General features: G+C 72.3%; 17 protein-coding genes and 1 pseudogene. 8 read left to right on the forward strand and 10 right to left on the reverse strand.

Annotated features, from left to right (window positions below):
- Window positions 1–254 precede the first annotated feature (254 nt).
- The 4 genes from NQO67_RS37640 to NQO67_RS37655 form a co-directional block, all read right to left on the reverse strand.
- Window positions 255–1097, reverse strand: a complete 843-nt coding sequence (locus NQO67_RS37640; protein ID WP_255954982.1) for an amino acid ABC transporter ATP-binding protein — start codon at window positions 1095–1097, stop codon at window positions 255–257.
- Window positions 1094–2053, reverse strand: coding sequence for an amino acid ABC transporter permease (locus tag NQO67_RS37645; protein WP_374119262.1), 960 nt, complete (start codon window positions 2051–2053; stop codon window positions 1094–1096). The genes NQO67_RS37640 and NQO67_RS37645 overlap by 4 nt, the downstream gene beginning before the upstream one ends.
- Window positions 2014–2931, reverse strand: coding sequence for an ABC transporter substrate-binding protein (locus NQO67_RS37650; protein WP_255954983.1), 918 nt, complete (start codon window positions 2929–2931; stop codon window positions 2014–2016). Before NQO67_RS37650 ends, NQO67_RS37645 begins: the two co-directional genes overlap by 40 nt.
- A gap of 116 nt (window positions 2932–3047) precedes the next feature.
- On the reverse strand, window positions 3048–3218 hold the full coding sequence (locus NQO67_RS37655; RefSeq protein WP_255954984.1) for a hypothetical protein: 171 nt from the start codon (window positions 3216–3218) through the stop codon (window positions 3048–3050).
- A gap of 438 nt (window positions 3219–3656) precedes the next feature.
- Here NQO67_RS37655 and NQO67_RS37660 point away from each other — a divergent pair, with 438 nt between their 5' ends.
- Window positions 3657–4091, forward strand: coding sequence for an MFS transporter (locus NQO67_RS37660; RefSeq protein ID WP_255954985.1), 435 nt, complete (start codon window positions 3657–3659; stop codon window positions 4089–4091).
- A 187-nt stretch (window positions 4092–4278) separates the two neighbouring features.
- Here NQO67_RS37660 and NQO67_RS37665 read toward each other — a convergent pair whose 3' ends face one another.
- Together NQO67_RS37665 and NQO67_RS37670 are read right to left on the reverse strand one after the other, a co-directional pair.
- Window positions 4279–5274, reverse strand: a complete 996-nt coding sequence (locus tag NQO67_RS37665; protein WP_255954986.1) for an aldo/keto reductase — start codon at window positions 5272–5274, stop codon at window positions 4279–4281.
- A gap of 287 nt (window positions 5275–5561) precedes the next feature.
- Window positions 5562–6197, reverse strand: a pseudogene (locus NQO67_RS37670) (phosphoribosyltransferase); the annotation flags it as partial.
- A 517-nt stretch (window positions 6198–6714) separates the two neighbouring features.
- Between NQO67_RS37670 and NQO67_RS37675 the strand changes: the two are divergent.
- Window positions 6715–7953, forward strand: a complete 1239-nt coding sequence (locus NQO67_RS37675) for a helix-turn-helix domain-containing protein (RefSeq protein ID WP_255954987.1) — start codon at window positions 6715–6717, stop codon at window positions 7951–7953.
- A 164-nt stretch (window positions 7954–8117) separates the two neighbouring features.
- Here NQO67_RS37675 and NQO67_RS37680 read toward each other — a convergent pair whose 3' ends face one another.
- Window positions 8118–10958 (reverse strand): FAD/NAD(P)-binding protein, encoded by a 2841-nt coding sequence (locus NQO67_RS37680; protein WP_255954988.1) that lies wholly within the window; start codon window positions 10956–10958, stop codon window positions 8118–8120.
- Between the two features lie 272 nt (window positions 10959–11230).
- Between NQO67_RS37680 and NQO67_RS37685 the strand changes: the two genes are divergently transcribed.
- The 4 genes from NQO67_RS37685 to NQO67_RS37700 all read left to right on the forward strand — a co-directional run bounded on the left by NQO67_RS37685 (window position 11231) and on the right by NQO67_RS37700 (window position 16664).
- Window positions 11231–11695, forward strand: a complete 465-nt coding sequence (locus NQO67_RS37685; protein WP_255954989.1) for an RrF2 family transcriptional regulator — start codon at window positions 11231–11233, stop codon at window positions 11693–11695.
- 365 nt (window positions 11696–12060) lie between these two features.
- Window positions 12061–13320 (forward strand): EfeM/EfeO family lipoprotein, encoded by a 1260-nt coding sequence (locus NQO67_RS37690; protein WP_255954990.1) that lies wholly within the window; start codon window positions 12061–12063, stop codon window positions 13318–13320.
- Entirely contained in the window at window positions 13317–14627 is a 1311-nt protein-coding gene (gene efeB / locus NQO67_RS37695; RefSeq protein WP_255954991.1) for an iron uptake transporter deferrochelatase/peroxidase subunit, read from the forward strand. The genes NQO67_RS37690 and efeB overlap by 4 nt, the downstream gene beginning before the upstream one ends.
- A 171-nt stretch (window positions 14628–14798) precedes the next feature.
- Window positions 14799–16664 carry a phospholipase C gene (locus NQO67_RS37700; RefSeq protein WP_255954992.1) on the forward strand — a complete coding sequence of 622 codons (1866 nt, stop codon included), beginning with the start codon at window positions 14799–14801 and terminating at the stop codon, window positions 16662–16664.
- 80 nt (window positions 16665–16744) lie between these two features.
- Here NQO67_RS37700 and NQO67_RS37705 read toward each other — a convergent pair whose 3' ends face one another.
- From NQO67_RS37705 to NQO67_RS44690, 3 genes are read right to left on the reverse strand one after another with little or no spacing between them, the layout of a single operon-like run.
- The gene (locus NQO67_RS37705; protein WP_255954993.1) at window positions 16745–17695 is read right to left on the reverse strand and encodes a MauE/DoxX family redox-associated membrane protein; all 951 of its coding nucleotides are present in this window, start codon (window positions 17693–17695) and stop codon (window positions 16745–16747) included.
- An 11-nt stretch (window positions 17696–17706) separates the two neighbouring features.
- The gene (locus NQO67_RS37710; protein ID WP_255954994.1) at window positions 17707–18342 is read right to left on the reverse strand and encodes a cell wall protein; all 636 of its coding nucleotides are present in this window, start codon (window positions 18340–18342) and stop codon (window positions 17707–17709) included.
- A 25-nt stretch (window positions 18343–18367) separates the two neighbouring features.
- A complete protein-coding gene (locus NQO67_RS44690; protein WP_374119263.1) occupies window positions 18368–18667 on the reverse strand; it encodes an RlpA-like double-psi beta-barrel domain-containing protein in 300 nt (99 codons plus the stop codon).
- Window positions 18668–19502: 835 nt separating this feature from the next.
- On the opposite strand from NQO67_RS44690, the gene NQO67_RS37720 reads away from it, so the two are divergent.
- Both NQO67_RS37720 and NQO67_RS37725 read left to right on the forward strand, forming a co-directional pair.
- Complete coding sequence (locus NQO67_RS37720; RefSeq protein WP_255954996.1) at window positions 19503–20432, forward strand: MIP/aquaporin family protein; 930 nt, start codon at window positions 19503–19505, stop codon at window positions 20430–20432.
- Window positions 20433–20679: 247 nt separating this feature from the next.
- A complete protein-coding gene (locus tag NQO67_RS37725) occupies window positions 20680–21060 on the forward strand; it encodes a cell division protein SepF (protein WP_255954997.1) in 381 nt (126 codons plus the stop codon).
- Window positions 21061–21084 lie beyond the last annotated feature (24 nt).

Below are 21084 nucleotides of genomic sequence, written 5' to 3' on the forward strand. Positions count from 1 at the left end.
CGCGCCCGGCCCAGACCAGCCCGACGGCCGCTGCCGGCAACACCACGAGCAATAACGCGATCAGCATGGGCGTGGGTTGCCCTTCCACTCTCGTCGCCGCGCTGACACGGCGACGACGGTCGCACCCCAACGGTCGTACCGGTCGAGTCAACCATCAATCCGGCGACGAGTAACGGGGTTGCAGCCTCCCTTGCGTGGCGCGACGCGGCGCCGACGGGTGGACGCCGTGCACCGTGATCGCCACGGCGATCCGCCTACAACCGCCCCGCCTCCGTCACCCGCCGCAGGAACTGTCGGGTGCGTTCCTGCCGTGGTGCGCCGAAGACCTGTTCGGGTGTGCCGCGTTCGAGGACGACGCCGTCGTGGAGGAAGCAGACCTGGTCGGCGACCGTGCGGGCGAAGGTCATCTCGTGGGTGGCCAGCACCATCGTCATGCCGTCGGCCTTCAGGTCGCGGACGACCGTCAGCACCTCGCCGACCAGCTCCGGGTCGAGGGCCGCGGTGATCTCGTCGAGCAGCAGCAGCCGGGGGCGCAGGGCCAGGGCGCGGACGATGGCGGCGCGCTGTTGCTGGCCGCCGCTGAGGCGGTCGGGGTACTCGGAGGCCTTGTCGGCGAGACCGAGGCGGGCGAGCAGCGTGTGGGCACGCTCCTCGGCCTCGTCGCGGGGCAGGCGGAGCACCCGGCGCGGGGCGAGGGTGATGTTCTCCAGGACGGTCATGTGCGGGAACAGGTTGTAGGCCTGGAAGACGACGCCGATCCTGCGGCGCACCGCGTCCGCGTCGGTGCGCAGGTCGGTGATCTCGACGCCGTCCAGGTGGATCGCACCGTCGTCGATCTCTTCCAGCAGGTTCGCACAGCGCAGCAGTGTCGACTTGCCGGAGCCGGAGGCGCCGATCAGGGCGGTGACGGTGTGCGCGGGCACGTCGAGGGAGACCTCGCGCAGCACGACGTGACGGCGCCCGAAGCTCTTGCGCACCGACTCGAAGCGCAGCACGGGGCCTTCGGCGGGTGGCTGAGGGGACTTCTCCAGGGAGAGGGAGGGGGCGGCCTGAGGGGAGCCTTCCGTGGGTTGTCCCCGGCCCGCGGCGTCGGTCATACGGTTCCTCCCTGGGCGCTGCGGCGGTCGAGACGGGCGGTGATCCAGTCGGTGAGGCGGGTCATCGGGATCGTCAGCGCGACGAAGACCAGGCCGGCGACGACGTACGGCGTGTAGTTGAAGTCCCGGCCCGTGATGATCTGCGCCGCGTACACCGCGTCGACGGCGCCGGCGATGGAGACCAGACCGGTGTCCTTCTGGAGCGACACCAGGTCGTTCAGCAGCGGCGGCACGACACGGCGTACCGCCTGCGGCAGCACCACGTGGCGCAGGGTCTGCGCGCCGGACAGGCCGAGCGAGCGGGCCGCCGCCCGCTGCGAGGGGTGCACGGACTCGATGCCGGCCCGGAAGACCTCGGCGACGTACGCGGTGTAGTTCAGCACCAGCGCGGTGCCGCCGAGCACCACCGGATCGGTGGTGACCCCCTGGAGACGGAGCGCGGGGACGCCGAAGACGATCAGCAGCAGGCAGATGATCAGCGGGAGTCCGCGGAAGAAGTCCGTGTACGCGATGGCCAGCGCACGCAGCGGGAAGAAGACCGGGCCGCGCAGGGTGCGCACGACGGCCAGCAGCATGCCGAGCACGAGCACGCAACTGCCGCAGACCGCGAGCAGTTCCAGGTTGAGGAGCAGGCCCCGCAGGACGTCGGGCAGGGCGATCCGGGCGTAGTGCGCGTTGAAGAAGGTCTCGCGGGTGCGCGGCCAGCCGGGGGAGCGGGTGATGAGCAGGTAGAGCGCCGTGGCCGTCACCACGGTGGAGAGCGCGGCGACGGCGGCGGACCGGCGGGCCCGGGCGCGCCGGTGCCGCTCGCGGGCGAGCCGTCGGGGTGAGGGGGTGTAGGCGTCGGCGGCGTCCGGGCCGGCCTTGGCGGGGGTGCCGGCTCCTGCTTCGGCGTCGGGGGACGAGGCGTCCGGTGTCACGTCAGCTCCGGTGCCGAGACGGCGTCGGAGAGCCACTTCTTCTCCAGACCGGCGAGCGTCCCGTCCTGCCGCAGTGCGTCGACGGCCTTGCTGACGCAGGTCGTCAGCGCGCTGTTCCGGTCGAGGACGAGGCCGAACTGCTCGGCCCGTCCCGAGTCGTCCGGGAGCTGACCGACGATCCGGGCGTCGGTCACCTCGGCCGAGGTGACGTAGAAGGCGGTGGGCAGGTCGAGCACGACGCCGTCCACCTGGCCGTTGCTCAGGGCCTCCTTGACGAAGTCGCTCTTCTGGTAGACGGCCGCCTTCGGACCGGGCTTGATGACGTCGTTCACGGTGTCGAGGCTGGTGGTGCCGACCTGGGCGCCCAGCTTGGCGCCCTTGAGGTCCGCGAGGCTCTTGGCGTGCGCGTACCGGGACTTCTTCAGCGTCACGACGGCCTGGCGCACGGTGTAGTAGCCCGAGGAGAAGTCGACGGCCCGGCGGCGCTCGTCGCTGATCGAGACCTGGTTGATGTCGAAGTCGAACTTCTTCTCGCCGGGGGCGAAGGAGTTGTTGAACGGGACGGTCTGCCACACGACCTGGTTCTCGGCGAAGCCGAGGCGGTCCGCGACGGCGTAGGCGACGGCGGACTCGAAGCCCTTGCCGTTGGACGGGTCGTCGTCCTGGAACCAGGGTGCGTAGGCGGGCTTGTCGGTGCCGACGGTCAGCTTGCCGCGGGTCTGCGTGGCGAGCGAGCCCTTGGCACAGGAGGCGGCGGACGCCCCGGACTTCGACCCCGCCCCGGCACCGTGCGTGGTGTCGGGTTCGGGCGCGCAGGCGGCGGCGGTGACGAGGAGGGCGGCCAGCAGCGCGGAGAGCAACGGCGCGTGCGGCGGGGTACGGAGCGACTGGGGCGTCCGGACGGCGTTCGACATGGCGGGAGCGTGCCAGCAGCCGGGCCCGGCTGTCGAGACGATTCCGGTGTGCGCGGGCGGTCCGGTAGGCGTGTGGACGGCGATCGGTCACCGTCCGTACGCCGAACGCGCCGTTCCTACGCCGACCGAGCGGTTCCCACCGCCCTGAGCCCCATGCCCAGCATCCCCGCCAGCAGGACCAGCGTCCCGGCCAGCGTCGCCGTCAGGCCGAAGGCGTCGGCGCACCGGCCGACCACCACCGGGCCGATCAGCAGGCTGCTGTAGGTGAGGGTGCTGACCCTGGCCAACGCCGCCGGCACTCCGACCCTCGCCGTGAAAGCGGGTCGGCAACGGGCTGTGAAGCAGAAAGCTCAACCCGTGAGGGAAGAATCTCCTTGCGCCAGCTGGGAGAGAGGTCAAGAACCGGTGTCATGCGGCGTGGCGTGGAGCATCGGGCCGGCGATCGGCGCGCTGCTGGATGGTGGCGCGCGCTGAAGGCCGGTCTGTCGATCGCTCAGCAGTATCTGCTGGTGGTGGTCGCCATGGTGGCGCTCGGCGCGATGGCCGGGCGCCACCTGCCGACCGGACCGACGCCACTGAAGCCATCGGCCACGCCGAGGGGACCGACCACTCCGGCCCTGACGCACCGTTGCCGCGAAGGGCCGGAAACTGGCCGACCATCGGTCCTACACAGGCTCCACAGACCTGACTTCCCGCCAGCCCGGCGGTAGACCCGGCCGACTTGGTTGTCGCCGACCAGGCACTGCCGCCTGATCACCGGGCTGGTCTTCGCAAGCTACTTCGTACGGATCCCGTCGCTGAAGATCGAGCTGGGGCTGTCCGACGGCCGGCTCGGCATCCTCCTCATGCTGCCCCTCCTGTCGGGCCTGCTGGCGATGCAGCTGACCGGTCGGCTGGTGGCGCGGCTGGGCAGCGCCTCGATCGTGCGCACCACCATGGTCGCCCCGCCCCTGTCCCTGATCGGTCTCACGCTGGTCGACGGCGCGGAGGAAACGGACTCCCCCGGAGCAGGGCAGAGCGGGAATTCACCCCCGGAGGGAGAGGCCGTTTCGACGGCACCGGAGCCGCCCATGGGACGCGGCTCGGGCGGGTGGGTCGGCCGGGCGGGACAGGTGGCACGCCATCGTCGAGCGCCGTCATCGCGGGGTCGTCCTCTCTGAGAGGCACTGCCGGCGCAGAAGATTGCCATATGAATTGCCAAGGATGCAAAGAGTTATGGCAATATTTGGCAAGGTGCTGACGGCGCTCAGGGAGGGGGTGCCGTGTCGCCGGGCAGCCGGCGGAGCCGCGGCGCCCGGGTCGCGCCGCGGACGGCCCGAGCGTGCGTCGGGCCGTCCGCGTGCGGTGTCACCAGCGGTGGTGCACCTGGGCGCGGATCCGGCTGTCGTACAGCTCGGCGATCTTGGTCAGGGTGGCGTCGGAGAGCGCGGGCAGCTGCGCGGCGGCGGCGTTGCCCCGCACCTGCTCGGTGTTGCGGGCGCCGGGGATGACGGTGGTGACGCCGGGCTGCTGGACGATCCAGCGCAGCGCGGTCTGCGCCGACGTGGCTCCCTCGGGCGCCAGCGCCGCGAACTCCTGGGCCGCGGCCACCCCGGTGGCGTAGTCCACGCCGGAGAACGTCTCGCCCACGTCGAAGGCTTCGCCTTGGCGGTTGTACGTGCGGTGGTCGTCGGCCGCGAAGACGGTGTCGTTCCGGTACCGCCCGGACAGCAGCCCCGAGGCGAGCGGCACCCGGGCGATGATGCCCACCCCGGCCTCCCGCGCGGCGGGCAGGACGCGCTCCAGGGGCTTGCGGCGGAACGGGTTGAGGATGATCTGGACGCTGGCCACGTTCGGCCGGGCGATCGCCGCGAGCGCCTCGTCGCACGTCTCCACGCTCACGCCGTAGGCGGCGATGCGCTTCTCGTCGACCAGGGTGTCCAGCGCGTCGTACACCGCGTCCGAGGAGAACACGGGGGTGGGTGGGCAGTGCAGCTGGACCAGGTCGAGGGTGTCGACGCCGAGGTTCTCGCGCGAGCGGTCGTTCCAGGCGCGGAAGTTGTCCAACGTGAACGCGGCGGGTTCGTGCGGGTCGGCGCGGCGGCCCATCTTGGTCGCGACGAGCATGCCCTTGCCGCGGTCCGGGCCGAGCTCCCGCAGGAACCGGCCGATGAGCCGCTCGCTGCGGCCGTCGCCGTAGACGTCCGCGGTGTCGAAGAAGGTCACCCCCGAGGCCACGGCGGCATCGAGCAGCGCCAGCGCCGCGTCCTCGTCCACCGCTCCCCAGTCGGCACCCAGCTGCCAGGTGCCCAGTCCGACGACGGACAACTGCCGGCCCGTCCTGCCGATCGTTCGCTGCTCCACGGGAACCGTCCTTAGGAAGTGGGGAGGTGTTTCGAGGTGGTGCTGTGGGTCGGTCGTGCTGAGTGGTGCTGTGGTGAGGGGCGTCAAGCATCCTGCCATCCGCGCACGAACGGCTCGTCGGGGGCCGGGAGGCGGAGGTGGCGGAGGCGGCGGGGAACGTACAGGCTGTACAGGTCGCGCGGGCGGTCAGCCGTGTCGACGGTGCGCCGGGCGAACGGTCCGCCGTGTCGACGGTCAGTCGTGCGGACGGTCAGCCGTGCGGGCGGTCAGCCGTGCCGTGCCGTCGGGCCTGGCGCGGTCCGTTCCAGGCAGGCCACGACCTCGTCGTCATCGGTCTGGGTGAAGTCGGCGTAGAACTGCCCGATCGCGAAGAAGTCCAGCGGAGTCTCCAGGCAGACCAGCTCGTCGGCCTCGCCGCCGAGCCGCTCGGCCCAGTCCTGCGGAGCCACGGGCACCGCCAGCACGGTGCGCCCCGCCCCGCGGGCCCGAACGATCCGGCAGGCCGCACGCGCCGTCGAACCCGTCGCCACCCCGTCGTCGATCACCACCACGGTGCGGCCGGCCAGCGGGGTCGGCGGGGCCTCGCCCCGGTAGCGGCGCGCCCGGCGCTCCAGCACCGCGCGTTCGCTCTCCTCGACCTCGGCCAGTTCCTGGGGCGTGACGCGCGCTTGACGCAACACGTCGTCGTTGATCACCCGCACCCCGTCCTCGCCGAGCGCCCCCATCCCCAGCTCCGGCTGGAACGGTGTCCCCAGCTTGCGCACCAGGCACACGTCCAGCGGTGCACCGAGCGCATCGGCGACCTGCCGGGCGACCGGCACCCCGCCCCTGGGCAGCCCCAGCACCACGACGTCCTCGCCGCCGAGGTGCCGCAGCCTGGTGGCCAGCCGGCGTCCCGCTTCGACACGATCCACGAACACGATGCGCTCCTCTCCCTGCGACGGAGCGTGGGCCGCTCTCCCGGACGATCGCCCGCCACCCCGCCGACCGATCACGCCGGCCGCGGGCGCTCGGCAGCCACGTCAGTTCCGCACGCTCCCCTTCCACTGTGACTCCGGTCCGCGGACACGGCACATCCCGTCTTCCGCCCGGCCTCCCGCCGGTGTCCGTGAGCAGAGTGCGGCCGAGCGGACACGCACGGGTGGGCAAAGGCCACGGGGACCATGCAGGGTGTCAAGGAATTGACAGCTTTCGGTGCCGGTGAGGAAGGACGCCGGCATGATCAATTGTCAGCGGTCGTGGCACGAGGTTTGCCGGGCCGACTGAGGGGCGGATACGGTTCAGACCTCGCTGTCCTGCCTCTTTGTCTCTTTGGTCAGCAATCCTGGTCAGCTTCGTGCTCGATGTCCTGGCCGGTGTCAGCGATCTTGGTCAGTATGCAGGGGCAGGAATTGCCTGACTGGTAGGTAACCGGATACATCACCGCACAGTGGGTTCATCATGATGGAGCAGCCGGACTTCGGACGTCGTCTCAGGGAGCTGAGGAGGGAACGCGGGCTCTCCCAGGCCGCCCTCGCCGGTGAGGAGATCTCCACCGGATATCTGTCGCGGCTGGAATCGGGTGCCCGCCAGCCCACCGACCGGGTGGTCACCTATCTCGCCGGCCGGCTCGGCGCCGACCGCACCGTCTTCGACGCGCCGTCCAGCGGCGGATCGCTCACCCGGGCGTTGTCGATCGTCACGTCGTCGGAGGGCGAAGCGGCGATCGAGAGCCTCGTCACCGCGCTGGCCGCATCCGCCGACGAGAAACCGCTGCCGCGCTGGCAGGCCCTGTGGCTCGTCGCCCGGCACTGGCGTGGCCGCGGTGAGCGTGCGAAGGAGCAGCCCTGCCTGGAAGAGCTGGTGCAGATCGCCGACGAGCTGGAACTGCCCGAGTTGCAGTGCCGATCCCGCGCCCAGCTCGCCCGCTGCCTGCGGACGGCCGGTGAGGCGTCGCGCGCGATCGACATCGCCACCGGTGCCTACCGGTTGGCCAAGGACGCCGGGCTGGCCGCCGCCGACACCGGACGGGCCCTGCTGACGCTGGTCTCGGCGGAAACCGAGGCGGGCCGGCTGCCGGACGCCAGCAGCCGTGTCGACGAGCTCGTCGCCCTCGTTTCGAACGACGACGCGCACGGCGCCCTGCGGACCGAGGCCCTCTGGTCGGCTGCCACGGTCCGCTCCCGCCAGGGCGACCACCCGGCCGCCCGGGACTTCCTCGAACGGGCCATGCAGGGCCTGCACATCGAGACCGACCTGACCCTCTGGGTCCGGCTGCGACTGGCCGCGACCTCGCTCTACCTCCAGGCAGAGCCACCCCTGCTGGACCGCGGACGGGCCTGCCTCGCGCAGGCGGAACAGGCCGTGGCGCTGGTCGGCACCCCGGTCCTGCGGCAGGAGATGCTGCTGTTGCGCGGCTGCCTCGCCCTCCTGGAAGGCCGCACCGGCGACGCCCGGACGGCACACACCGAACTCACCCGGGAAGAAGTCCTGCTGGACCACCGCGACCAGATCCGGATGTCCGCGCTCGACAGCCAACTGCTGATCCTGGAAGGCCACCGCGACCAGGGCCTGAACCAGCTGAAGAAACTCGGCGAGCAGGCCCGCCAGGCCGCCAACATCGACCTCGCCGCCTACGTCTGGCGCGTCCTGGCCCAGGCCCTGGAAGCGGTCCTGCCGGCGGCGAGCGACCCCGCCTGACGCCCGCGTCCGAGAGCTGGGGATCGGGGCCTGGGGGCTTCGGGCCCGGGTGGTTTCCCGGTGGACGGCACGGCGCGCCGGACCCCCCGTCCCGGCGCGCCACCCCCGGCCCAGCCCCGTACCCGTTCCGAAAAGCGCCGGGGCGCGGGAGGCGGTCCGGCCCGTCAGCCGCCGGCGAGCGGCGCAGCGGCCGTCGCGTGCGGCGCAGGCAGGGCGGCCAGGCGGTGGTGGTCCAGGGGGGAGGAACGACGCTCCAGGCGCTGCTCCAGGCGGGCGCGTGCCGCGTCGTGACGGCCGCCGGACACCAGCGCGTACAGCAGGGTCTCCTCGACGATCTCGCGCTGCGCGGCGCTGCCGCCCACCGGGCGCAGCCGCGGCAGCAGGTCCTCCAGACGCCGCGCCGCCGCGGACCAGTCCCCCTCGACCAGGTCCGACAGTGCCAGGCACAGCGGTGCGATGACGTCGCGTTGGAGCGCGTCGGCGGCCAGCGCGTGGTCGTGCAGGCGGCGCAGGCCCGGCAGGTCGGCGGCGGCGGCGAGGGCCACGGCGCCGTGCAGGGCGACGAAGGCGTTGGCGGGACGTTCCAGGGCCGATGCGGGGACCACGTCCATGACCTGCTCGATCGGGATGCCGCCCGGCCAGCAGCCGACCGTGCGGGCCCGCCACAGCAGCGAGCCGGAGTCCACCAGGGCCCGGATGCCCGACACCTTCGACGGCGCCAGCTGCTCGCTCCACCTGCGGCGCATCGCGGCACCGTCGGCCAGGGCCAGCTCGTGCAGCCCCGCGTGCCAGGAGAAGTGGGCCCGGTGCGAGCCACCACGGCCCTGGTGCCCCAGCCAGCGGTCCAACTCGCCGCGGCCCTTCTCGTGCTCACCGCGCTCGTAGCGCACATGGGCGAGCGCGTGCATGGCGTGCCCGGAGCCCGGCTCGGCGTTCAGGGCCCGCTCGGCGAGCTCCCCGGCCTCGTCGAAACGGCTCTCTTCCTGGCGCATGAAGGCGAGCAGCGAGGTGTGGAACCAGTGCCCGTCGTGCGCCGGCGCGGTCTGTTCCACCAGCCGCAGCGCGGCGCCGTCTTCGAGGCTGTACAGACCGGAGAAGGCGATGGTTGGCACCGCGAGGGCGAGCGCCAGCGCATCACCCGGGTAGCCGTCCAGGTGGCGCACCAGCGCGGTGTCGCCGTCCGCCGGGGCGCCCTGCACCCGGCGGGCGATGACCTCGGTGAACGCACGCTCGTGCTCGGTGGCCCGCTCGCGTACACAGCGCTGCGCGTCGGCCAGGGCACGCTGGACGTCGACGGCCGCGCCGCACTCGTGGCCGATCAGCGCGAGCGCGGTGTGCGCCAGCGCGAAGCCGGGGTCGAGCCGCGCCGCCCGCAGAAACGCCTCGCGGGCCCCCGCGCGCACCTTCAGCAACCGCTCGACGCCGGTGCGGTAGGCCGCGGCGGCCGCGGCGTGCGTGCTCAGCGGGAAACCGGAGACGTCCAGGGGGCGCCGGCCGCGGCGGGGCGCGGGGGCACCGGGGCCACCGGACGAAACGGCGGCGGCAGCGGGCGCCGCGGGGGCGGGGTCGGCCGTGGCCGCCGGGGCGGGCCAGGCCGTCAGGACGGCCCGGGCGATGCTCTCGGCCTGGACCCGTATCTCCGGCACCGCGGTGGTCTCCCACAGTTCGCCGCGGCGTGGTGCGCCGAGCGTCCACAGGGCACGGTCGGTGCGCCCCGAGGCGGCCACGAGCCGGCCGCCGTCCGTGCCGACGCCCATGCCGAGCGGACCCGGCACGACCGCCCCGCCGGCCAGCAGGCTCTGCCAGAACGGGTCGGTGGTGTCCGTCAGCCGCAGTCCCGGACCGGTACAGTCCAGCACCCAGCCCACTGACAGGGTGCGCAGCTCGCCGTCGTCGTCGATGGTGACGTCCAGGCGGTCGCCGGCCGCCGGGGCGACGGCGGTGATCCGGCCCGCGTAGGGGCGCAGCCGGCGGGTGCGGCGCATCCGGGAGACCGTCTCCGCCGTGGCCGGGGGCATGCGGTGCCGGTGCACGTTCCACAGGGAGCCGTCGCGCTCGATGAACTCGGCCCGTTCCTCGGCCGACAGCGACGCCCACAGCTGTGCGGTCACCGGGCGCAGCCCGTCCAGCGCCGGACGCCAGTCGCCGTGCGCCCGCATCACCCCGGCGATGTGCCGGCGCACGGCGGTGCGCAGCGCGCCCAGGGTCAGGCCCCCGAGCGGGGGGCAGGGCGCGGCGGGCAACGGCGCCACGGCATGCGGCTGCGGCAGCCGCCCGTGCCGGGAAAGGGCGTGCACGGTGCGGCGTGGACGGTCCAGCGTCAGGGCCATGTCGATGGCGGTCAGACCGGTTCCGACCAGCAGGACGTCATCGGGGCGGCCCTCGTGCTCGGCCTGCCGCACGGTGTCGAGGGCGCCCGGCGCCCACGGGTCGGCGATGAAGCGGGCGCTGTCCCGCAGGGCCTGCGGTGCCCAGCCGGCGTCGGCCGCGAAGGGCCCGGTGGCCAGCACCACGCGGTCCGCCTCGACGACGGCGCCGTCGGAGAGTTCGATACGGGCACGCTCGGAGCCGTCCGGCAGCGGCGTCCAGCGGCAGTCGACCGCCCGGGCGCGCAGCCGGCGCACGGTCACCACGCCCTGGGCCGCCATGATGGCGCGGCCGAGGCTGTCGGCGAGATAGGCGCCGTAACGGTGCCGCCGCACGAAGTCGGCGGCGGTCACGGCGGGTTCGCCGTGACTACAGAGCCAGCGCACGAAGTGACCCGGGTCGTCCGGGTAGCAACTCATGTTGCCGGCCGGCACGTTGAGGCGATGGCGGGCGTCGGGGGTCGCGTACGCCGTGCCGCGACCGGCCTCGGGGGCCGGGTCGACCAGGGTGAGGTCGAAGGGGATCCGGCGCCGTGCCGCGGTCTCGCAGAGCTGCATGGCGACCATCGCACCCGCCGCTCCCGCCCCGATGACGACCACGCTCCTGCCCTGCCCGGAAGCCCGCCCCGTTGCTGCCACGCCCAACCTCCCGCCCGGCCCCGCACGTTGGCGCAGCCGCTGGTCGCTGTCGGCGCCGGTCGCAGCGCCGCCGCGATAGTACAGTGTTTCGGTGAACTTAATGATGTTAGCGAGGTCTTGAAGAGGTCAAGGGGTCGCAACGGCGGTGCCCCGTACGGGCGGTGCGCTCGGACGCGTCCGGCGCACCACGCGGATCCTCGCCAGCGCCGTCGTGCGCCCCTGCCCATAGGCCTCTGACCGGGGAAAACGTGGCGGCGTGGTAGGTTGCGGGCGTGCGGATCACAGCCAAGACGGATTACGCGGTCCGGGCGATGGCCGAACTGGCGGCGGCGGACGGCTCACCCCTCACCGCCGAGGAGCTCTCCTCCCGGCAGAACATCCCCATCCGTTTCCTCTTCGGCATCCTGCGCGAACTCCGCCTGGCCCACCTGGTGCGCAGCGTGCGCGGTCCCACGGGCGGATACGCCCTCGCGCAGGCCGCGGCCGAGATTACCCTCGCGGACGTCATACGAGCCATGGACGGACCGCTGGCCAGCGTGCGGGACCTGAGCCTGAGCGACCTGGAGTACCCCGGTGCGGCCGCGGTGCTCCCCGACGTGTGGCGGGCCGTGCGCACCAGCCTGCGGCAGGTCCTGGAAACCACCACGTTCGCCGAACTCGCCGCCGGCAACCTCCCCGAGGTGGTCCGCACCCGCGCCCGCGACTACATCGACGACGTCCGCACCTACGGCGAGTGACGGCCGGAGCGACGGAGCCCCCGCGGGACGGGAGCGTCCCACGACCGGCTCCCGCCCCGAACCGTTGCCGCCGACCGTCCCCGATGTTCGCCTCGATGACACCCCGCCGTGGCCCGGCGTTCGACGCCGCGGCGCCCGCCCGACATGGCATGGGCGTGGCATGGGCGAGGTGCGGACGAGGAGCCGACGGTCCACGCCCGGGATCAAAAACCGGCACCCCGGTTTAGCATGGCGCGCCGGGACGGGCACACCACCCACCACGTGCGCCGCGCCCCGCAGCACGCGCTGATCGCATGACCCCGTACACGCCGAGCGGGGCGTGCGGTGAGGGATGCGCGAACGAGATATGCGGCGAACGGGATGTAATGGAACGTAAGGAAGACCGTACGGCCGAGGCACCTGCCGAAGCCGCCGCGGACCCGCCGGAACGTCGCCGCTGGTACCGGCACCGGAGATGGGCGCTGTCGGCCGGCGCCCTGGTGCTCGCCGCGGCGTCCTTCACCACGGTCGTCCTGGTCACCGGGGCCGACGGCGCCCGCACGGACGACCGGGCGGGCGCGGCCACCCGGATCGACATCTCGCTCGGCTCGTGCGGCGGCGACTGGACGGGCCCGCACCCCGGCACCCAGGTCTTCGAACTGCGCAGCACCATGAACAGGGCCACCGAGGTGCACCTCGTCAACGCGCGCACCGGCGCGGTGTACGGCGAGATCGAGGGGCTCGGCCCCGGCACGACACGCCGGATGACCGCCTCCCTCGGTGCCGGCACCTACCGCTTCCAGTGCCTGCCGGACGACGCCCCGGCGGCCATGGGTCCCGTCGTCCACATCACCGGCGCCGGCCACGCCGGTCAGTCCGGAGTCGTGCCCGTCAACCAGCACGACCTCATCCCGCCCACGCTGGACTACCAGAAGTGGATCGGCGAGCGGATGTCGGACCTGGTCGACACCACGGACCGGTTGCGCACCGCCGTGCACGACGGGGACCGCGCGAAGGCCCGCACCGCCTGGCTCGCCGCACATCTGGTGTACGAGCGGATGGGCGCCGCGTACGGCACCTTCGGCGACGCCGACGAGGCGATCAACGGCACCGACGCGGGCCTGCCGCGCGGCGTCCACGACCCGGGCTTCACCGGCTTCCACCGGCTGGAGCAGGGCCTGTGGCACGGCGAGTCGACCTCCGGACTGCGGCCGATCGCCGACCGGCTCGACAAGGACGTGCGCGCGCTGCGCGACAGCTGGGCCGAGGAGCGGATGGACCCCCTGGACATGGGCCTGCGGGCGCACGAGATCCTGGAGAACACCCTCCAGTTCGAGCTGACCGGACGCACCGACCACGGCAGTGGCAGCAACCTCGCCACCGCACGTGCCAACCTCGACGGCACCAAGGCCGTGCTCACCCGGCTGCGCCCGCTGCTGCGCACCCGTTACCCGCATCTCGCCCGGCTCGACGACTCCCTGCACCACCTCGGGGAGCTGCTCGACGCCCAGCACCACGGCACCCGGTGGACCCCGCTGGACCGGCTGTCCCGGGCGGAGCGCCAGGCGATCGACGCGGCCACCGGAGACGCGGTGGAACGGCTCGCGGACATCGCCGCCATCTGCGACGTACGGAGGACCGCGTGACCGCGACCCCAGACGACGAACGCGACCACACGGGTGCGCAGCGCACCGAAGGCGCCGCGGCGGGGACGCGGTCCCGCAGCCGCCGCGGCTTCCTGCGCGGCGCCGCCGTCGCGGGCACCGTCGGCGCGGTGGGCGCGGCGGGCGCGGCCGGCCTGGCCGCCCGGGACGCCCTGCGCACCGACGACACGGCGGCCCCGGCGACCGGGCGACGGGTGCCGTTCCACGGCGCCCACCAGAGCGGCGTCCTCGCCGCGCCCTGCCGCAGTACCGCCTTCGTCTCCTTCGACGTCACCGCGGAACACCGCGCCGACCTGGCCGACCTGCTGCGCACGGTGACCGACCGGGCCCGGTTCCTGACGGCCGGCGGGACCCCGGAGCCGTCCGGGATCACCGCGCCGCCCACCGACTCGGGCACCCTCGGCCCCGAGGTGCCCGGCGACGGCCTGATCGTCACCGTGGGGGTGGGCGCCGCGCTCTTCGACGAGCGGTTCGGCCTGAAGGACCGTGCCCCGCGGCGGCTGACGAAGATGGCGCCGTTCCCGGCCGACGACCTGGACGAGGCCTGGTGCGACGGCGACCTGAGCGTGCAGTTCTGCGCCGACCAGCCCGACACGGTGCTGCACGCGCTGCGTGACCTCACCCGCCACACCCGCGGCGGGCTTCAGGTCCGCTGGCGCCTCGACGGCTTCTCGGCACCGTCGCGGCCCACCGGAACGCCCCGCAACCACATGGGGTTCAAGGACGGCATCGCCAACCCCGACACGACGGACCGGCGCGCGATGGACCGCCTGGTGTGGGCCGGCCCGTCGTCCGGCGAGCCCGAGTGGGCCACGGGCGGCAGCTATCAGGCGGTGCGGCTCATCCGGATGCTCGTGGAGTTCTGGGACCGGGTCTCGCTCACCGAGCAGGAACGGATGTTCGGCCGCAACCGGGACACCGGGGCACCCCTGGACGGCAACCACGAGACGGACGTGCCGCGCTTCGCCCAGGACCCCAAGGGCGACGTCATCCCCCTGGACAGCCACATCAGGCTGGCCAACCCGCGGACCCCGAAGACCGACGACAGCCGGATCCTGCGCCGCTCGTACAACTACGACCGGGGCATGGACGTCAACGGCAACCTCGACATGGGGCTGCTGTTCTGCTGTTACCAGCAGGACCTCGGCCGGCAGTTCAAGGCCGTGCAGCAGCGGCTCGACGGTGAGCCGCTGACGGACTACATCTCACCCTTCGGAGGAGGCTACTTCTACGCACTGCCCGGAGTGCGCAACGCGGACGACTTCTTCGGCCGCGCCCTGGTGACCTGAGTTCGGCAACGCCGCGCGTCAAGAAGAGATTGCGGCGTGCTGGACAACAGGTAACTCGACCTTCACTTTGGTGTCACGGCAGATCCGCGTCGCGGTCGCGGAACGGTCCGAAACTTCTTGACACGGGCCACCTGCCGACCACAGGTTCTCTTGAGCGAGGGAAGCGAAAACATGGCGAGAGATGCACGACTACCCCAACGCAAGCGCCGGCTGCTGACACGTGTCGGCGGGCTGGCGGGGGCGGCAGCGCTGACCGTGTTCAGCTGTGGCACCGCCTCCTGGGCCGCGCCGCACCACACCGGAACGGCCACGCCGATCAAGCACGTGGTGGTCATCTTCGGTGAGAACATCTCGTTCGACCATTACTTCGCCACGTACCCGAACGCCACGAACGAGGACGGCACCCCCTTCAAGGCGGCCCCGCACACGCCCAAGGTGGACAACCTGGCCAACGCGGGCCTGCTGAAGAAGAACCCGAACCAGTACCTGCCCAAGCGGCTCTCCGCCAAGCAGGGCGTGACGTGCGACCAGAACCACGCCTACTCGCCCGAGCAGTACGCGTACAACGGCGCCAAGGCGGACAAGTTCGTCCAGTACACGGACTCCGGCAAGTGCTCCGGCAACCTCTTCGGCGAGCCGGGCCTGGTCATGGACTACTACGACGGCAACACCGTCACCGCCTGGTGGAACTACGCCCAGCACTACGCGCTGAACGACCACTCCTTCAGCGACGTGTACGGCCCGTCGACGCCCGGCGCCATCAACGTGATCTCCGGCAACACGCACGGCATCGTCTCCATGGACTCGACCACCGGCACGGAGAACCCGAAGCAGACCGACGAACCCGACCCGTACACCGTCGTCTCGCCGGACGAGAACGGCGTCGGCACCATGATCAACGACCCGGACCCGGCCTACGACGACTGCTCCGGCAAGGACCACACGTCGACGGACGCGCTCGGTGCCTACAAGTCCAGCAAGAACATCGGTGACCTGCTGAACGCCAAGCACGTCAGCTGGGGCTGGTTCCAGGCCGGCTTCAAGCCCGGCACCGCATGGGACGGCCAGCAGGGCCACTACGCCGAGTGCGGCTCGGTGACGCACGCCAACTACAACGGCGCGCAGGTCGAGGACTACAGCCCGCACCACGAGCCGTTCCAGTACTACAAGTCCACGGCCAACCCGCACCACCTGCCGCCGAAGAGCGTCAAGGAGATCGGCCACGACGGTCAGGCCAACCACCAGTACGACGTGACCGACTTCGACGCGGCCCTGAAGACGGGCAACCTGCCCGCCGTCAGCTACCTGAAGGCGGCGGCCTCCCAGGACGCGCACGCCGGGAACTCCAGCCCGATGGACGAGCAGCGCTTCCTCATCAAGGAGATCAACGCGATCCAGCAGTCGCCGCAGTGGAAGGACACCGCCGTCGTGCTGGCCTTCGACGACTCCGACGGCTGGTACGACCACGTGGCGGCCAAGGTGCTCAACGGGTCGAAGGACAGCACGGCGAACTCGAAGGGCGACGCCATGGACACCCCCGCCTGCCAGTCAGGACCGGCCGCCGCGGGTGGCTACGCCGACCGGTGCGGGCCCGGAACGCGCCAGCCGCTGATGGTGATCTCCCCGTACAGCAAGGTCAACGCCGTCGACCACACCCAGACCCAGCAGTCCTCGATCGTGCAGTTCATCGAGGACAACTGGAACCTGGGGCGGATCGGCGACTCCTCGTTCGACGCCGGTGCGCGCTCCCTGAACGGCCTGTTCGACTACCGCCACCCGCACCAGGAGCGGGTGCTGCTGAACGACGACGGCTCGGTGAAGTCCGTCAGCCGCACCCCCGCGCACGTCGCCGTACAGAGCGCCGCCGCCGTGGACGCCGCCCAGTACGCGGGCAACGACCTGGTGGTCGCGGACGACGGGCCGGGCGTCCCGACGTACGCGGCAGCCACCGCCGCCGCCGTCGTCGTCCTCGCCGGCGCGGGCGTCGGCTACGCCGTGATCCTCCGCCGCAAGACCCAGGCGGGCGCCGCGGGCTGACGGGCGGTACTCCTACCGACGCACGAATCCGGGGCCGGTCCGCACAGTGCGGGCCGGCCCCGGACGTCGGTGACGGCGGATCAGGTCGCCGACGGCTGGGCGGCCAGGGCCGGTTCCGCCAGCGGCAACAGGGTGCGGTGCGCACCGGTGTCGAGCACCACCGGCACCACCTCGTCGGTCCGGTCGTCGATCACCGTGACCCGCACGGCGGGCCGCGCGGTGGTGTCGACGGTGGCCGAGAGGTCGAGCGCGAACAGCACGCTCACCGGCCGCGCCGCCTCGTCGCCCCCCTTCCCGCCCGCCTGTTGCCCACCCTCGTACACGCCCGTGTAGCGCAGGATGCGCCAGCCGTCCTCGGTCCAGTGGTCGACCAGGGCCGAGCGGACGACGGGCAGGGTGGCCTGCCAGGCGAGCGAGCGCTCCAGCAACTCCACGGAGGCGGCCACCGGAGCCTCGGCGCCGGAGCCCGCCAGCGGGTGCCCGAAGACCTTCAGGCGCATCCGGCGCAGCGGCAGCAGCCACAGCCGGTCCACCTCGTCGGAGAGCACCAGCAGTACCGCGGTGGCCACCACGACGAAGGCCACCGACGCCACCGGGTGCCCGCCGAGCTTCGACCACCACGGGGTGGCCGCGGCCAGCGCGGCCAGCCCGCCGGCCACCACCAGGGCGGCACGGGTGAAGGCACGCCAGCCGATCGGGCCCTCGGACTTCGCGCTGCACCCGCAGGACGACTCGGGCGCGGTCGCCTTGGCGTACCCCAGGTAGCCGAGGAAGCCCACGCCGAGCGCCGTGGCCGCCATGCCGGAGACCGCCGCCGCGGGTGCGGCGAGCAGCGCCGCCGCGACGACGAGCTCCACCGCGCCGGTGGCGCGCAGCACCAGCGTGGCGCGTCCCGCGGTGCCCAGGACACGGAGCAGGACGGTGTTCGCCGCCAGCTGTGCGGTCCGGCGGCCGAAGAGCTTGCCCCCGCCGGTCACGGCCAGCAGACCGGCCAGGACCAGCGGAGCCAGGGAGGTGACGAGTGTGATCATCGGTTCCTCCCTCAGTGACCCGCGGTCACTCGGGCGATGTCGATGCCGCCGTCCTCGGGCCGCCAGGCGCCCAGGATCTGGGCGGTCTGGCCGATCCGCAGCCGGGACAGGTCCGAGGTCTGCGCGCTGCCCAGGTACGACGCGGTCGTGGTGGTCGGGTGGATGTGGCCCACGAGCGCGTGGTCGCCATGAGACAGGTGGAGCCTGTCCTTGGTGATACCGCGGATCGTGGTCACGAGGTTGACGATGTTGACCCAGACGGCATCCGCCGCCAGGGTCCCGTCCGGCATGGTCACGCCCCGGGCGTACATGCCGTCACCGGTGTGGATCGACTCGGCCGTGGTGGTCGTCAGCTTCCAGATGCTGGTGGCGTTGGTCAGCTGGACGAGGTGCCGCTCGCCGTGCGAGCCGTGCACCTCGAGGACGCTGCCCTTGATCTGTCTGACCACCCCTTCGGCGAAGGTGGCCTTGGCGATCGCGGGGTCGAGCGAGGGCATCGGCTCGGCGAACGCGGCATCCGCGTCGATTCCGCCGAGCGCCGTCGCGCCCACGATGGTGGCGCCGCCGAGTGCGGCGGTGGTGAGGAAGCGCCGCCGGTCGAAACCCCGGCGGCCGTCGGACGGGCCGTGCTGGTGGGTGGCACTCATGTCGCTACTCCTCCGCACGCGTCGATCACTCGTAGATGTAGACGGGCACCATGCCCGAGCTGAGGTTCCCGATGGCCGAGAAGGCCGACGGGGTGAGGTCGATGACCCGGTTGGTCCGGCAGGCACCGTTGCAGCAGGTGGCCTCGCCGCAGAAACTCTTCGTCCGGGGACCGCAGTCGGCGATGGTGACGCACACCGTGGCGCCGGAACACTGGTGCTTGACGTTCATCGTGGAACCGCAGCCGCGCCGCGGGATGTTCTCCCCGCACAGGTCGGGGCGGGTGATGTCCCAGCACGCCGCTGAGGCGTTGGGCCAGGCCGCCATGTGCTGGCTGGACTGGCAGGTTCCGCAGGCGCCGGTTCCGGCGCTGCCACAGGATCCCCATGCGTTGCCGCAGCAGAACCATGTGGCTTCCCCAGCCCACAGGCTGGTAGATCCGCAAGCCATCTCGCTTCCCTTCACTGATGCGGTCCGTACGCCGCGCAGGCCGCTGGTGCCGGTGGAGCGGTGGAACGTGGAGCATCCCCGGTGGTGGAGCCGGTGGTGGAGCGAGGTGGCACGGGTGGTGCGGGGTGGTGCCGAGGTGGGGGGAGCCCCGGGTGGGACAGGGCGGCGGAGCGTGGCCGATGCCAGGTCGGCGCATTTCGGTATACAGACCGCGCTGGACTGTTGTGTGGACCGGCACGCGACATCCGGCATCCGCGCGGCCCGCACCTGGCAAGGGTGGGCTCGCGTGATGCCGTGGGAGGGCCGGCGAGATTGCATGCCCATGACAACTCGGCCGCGCCATTGCGACGTTCGCGCATGTCCGGGGGCTGCCTCGTCGGCGGGCCTCCTGCTGGTGCCGGGTGGGGCAGATGCGTCGGCAGTGCAGGTGGAGCACGCACATCATGCTCGCTTCTACGCGCGTCCGCCAGAGGGCGTCGGTCACCTTTTCTACGCGCGTCAGCCACATCCGGCACCCCGCCGCTACGCGCGTCCAGGGGCATCTCCGGGCGTACCGGGACCATCGGGCGCGCCGGCCGCCGCACCGGTGCGGGCGGTGCCGACCGCACCGGCCGGACTGCCCTGAGCGTGCCGGCACGCCACCCGCTCCCGGTTGCAGCGGCCCGGGGCTCGCGCTACCACGGGATAAGACCTCTGCCCTTTGGGAGTAGGTATGGCCACAGAAATACCGTCCCTCGTACAAGGCTCGCGACTGAAGGCCCGGGGCGGTCTCCTGGGCGAGCTCATGGCCGAATTCCTGGGCACCCTGGTGCTCATCGCGCTCGGATGCGGTTCCGTGGCGATGGCCGTCGCCGCACTGCCCGGCTCGGGCCGCACCTCAGGCCCCACCACGTTCTTCCTGGGAGCGGGCGACTGGCTGCTCATCACCTGGGGATGGGCCTTCGCCGTCGTCTTCGGCATCTACGTCGCCGGCGGCGTGAGCGGGGCGCACATCAACCCGGCCGTGACGCTCGCGTTCGCGGTGCGCCGTGGCTTCCCCTGGTACAAGGTGGTGCCGTACTGGTTCGCGCAGTTCCTGGGCGCGTTCGCCGGCGCCGCCCTCGTGTACGCCGTCTACCACGACGCCATCAGCACCTTTGACGCGGCGTCGAAGCCACCGAAGACCAACGGGCACACCCTGGCCTCGTTCTCGATCTTCGCGACCTTCCCGGCGCAGTACTTCCACGGCGGCATCTGGGGGCCCCTGGTCGACCAGATCGTCGGCACGGCGATCCTGGTGATGCTCGTCGTCGCCCTGATCGACATGCGCAACCAGGCCGTCAAATCCAACCTCGGACCCCTGCTGATCGGCTTCGTCGTCGCCGCCATCGGCATCTCGTACGGCGCCAACGCCGGCTATGCCATCAACCCGGCCCGTGACTTCGGCCCGCGGCTGCTCACCTATGCGGAGGGCTGGGGCAGCCTGGCCTTCCCGGGCTCCCTCGCCGGAACCTTCAGCGCGTACTGGTGGATCCCCATCGTCGGCCCCCTGGTGGGCGGCGTGGTCGGTGTGCTGGTCTACGACCTCCTCATCGGAGACGTGCTCAACGCCCGCACCCGCCTGATGGAGAGCCGCGAGGTGGGCGAGGCGGGGCAGCGCTGACGAGGGGGAGCCGACGGGGACGGACAGGAAACGGGGCACGAGCGGTCGTTCCCGGCCCGAACCGGCCGGGAACGACCGCTCGTGTCGCGTGGTGGCCCCTTCGCCCGTACGCCGACCGCGCCGGCACGCGGCCCGCCGCGGTGCACACGCGCCGTGCCGCACCGTGTCGCTATTGGGCCGATCGGGTGAGGTCGCGTAAGAATTGACCGGTGCGGCAGTCAACGAGCGAATCCGGATGGGGTGGGCAGTGAGCGACCACGACGCCACCGACGAGCAGTGGGAAGGACTCGCCCAAGTGGTCCCGCTGCGCGGCGGCCAGGGCTGGCCGAGCTGGCCAGGGCATCGGGCCATCCCCGAGCCACGGACGGAGACGCGCCGCCGCTTCGTGGTCCTGCGGGTCAACGTCTTCGCGGACGCCCGTGAGGTCGCCCAGACCCTGATGGCCCGGATCCCGGTCCTCCTCGACCTGAGCGGCGCGGAGACCGAGGTGGCCAAGCGGGTCCTGGACTTCAGCAGCGGCGTCGTCTTCGGCCTGGGCAGCGCCATGCACCGGGTGGATCGCAACGTCTTCCTGCTGGCCCCGGCCGGCACCCAGGTACAGGGGATGGTGACGGACGCGGCGGTGTGAGGAGCCGCCGGCCCGGGCGGTGGC

The organism is Streptomyces odontomachi (assembly GCF_024435355.1).
GTDB classification, from domain to species: domain Bacteria; phylum Actinomycetota; class Actinomycetes; order Streptomycetales; family Streptomycetaceae; genus Streptomyces; species Streptomyces odontomachi.

Excerpts from the sequence above, each read along its gene's own strand:
- NQO67_RS37640 (WP_255954982.1), bottom strand. The coding sequence starts at position 1,097 with ATGACCGACGCCGCGGGCCGGGGACAACCCACGGAAGGCTCCCCTCAG.
- NQO67_RS37710 (WP_255954994.1), bottom strand. The coding sequence starts at position 18,342 with ATGAGTGCCACCCACCAGCACGGCCCGTCCGACGGCCGCCGGGGTTTC.
- NQO67_RS37705 (WP_255954993.1), bottom strand. The coding sequence starts at position 17,695 with ATGATCACACTCGTCACCTCCCTGGCTCCGCTGGTCCTGGCCGGTCTG.
- NQO67_RS37675 (WP_255954987.1), top strand. The coding sequence starts at position 6,715 with ATGATGGAGCAGCCGGACTTCGGACGTCGTCTCAGGGAGCTGAGGAGG.
- NQO67_RS37650 (WP_255954983.1), bottom strand. The coding sequence starts at position 2,931 with ATGTCGAACGCCGTCCGGACGCCCCAGTCGCTCCGTACCCCGCCGCAC.
- NQO67_RS37700 (WP_255954992.1), top strand. The coding sequence starts at position 14,799 with ATGGCGAGAGATGCACGACTACCCCAACGCAAGCGCCGGCTGCTGACA.
- NQO67_RS37690 (WP_255954990.1), top strand. The coding sequence starts at position 12,061 with ATGGAACGTAAGGAAGACCGTACGGCCGAGGCACCTGCCGAAGCCGCC.
- NQO67_RS37720 (WP_255954996.1), top strand. The coding sequence starts at position 19,503 with ATGGCCACAGAAATACCGTCCCTCGTACAAGGCTCGCGACTGAAGGCC.
- NQO67_RS44690 (WP_374119263.1), bottom strand. The coding sequence starts at position 18,667 with ATGGCGGCCTGGCCCAACGCCTCAGCGGCGTGCTGGGACATCACCCGC.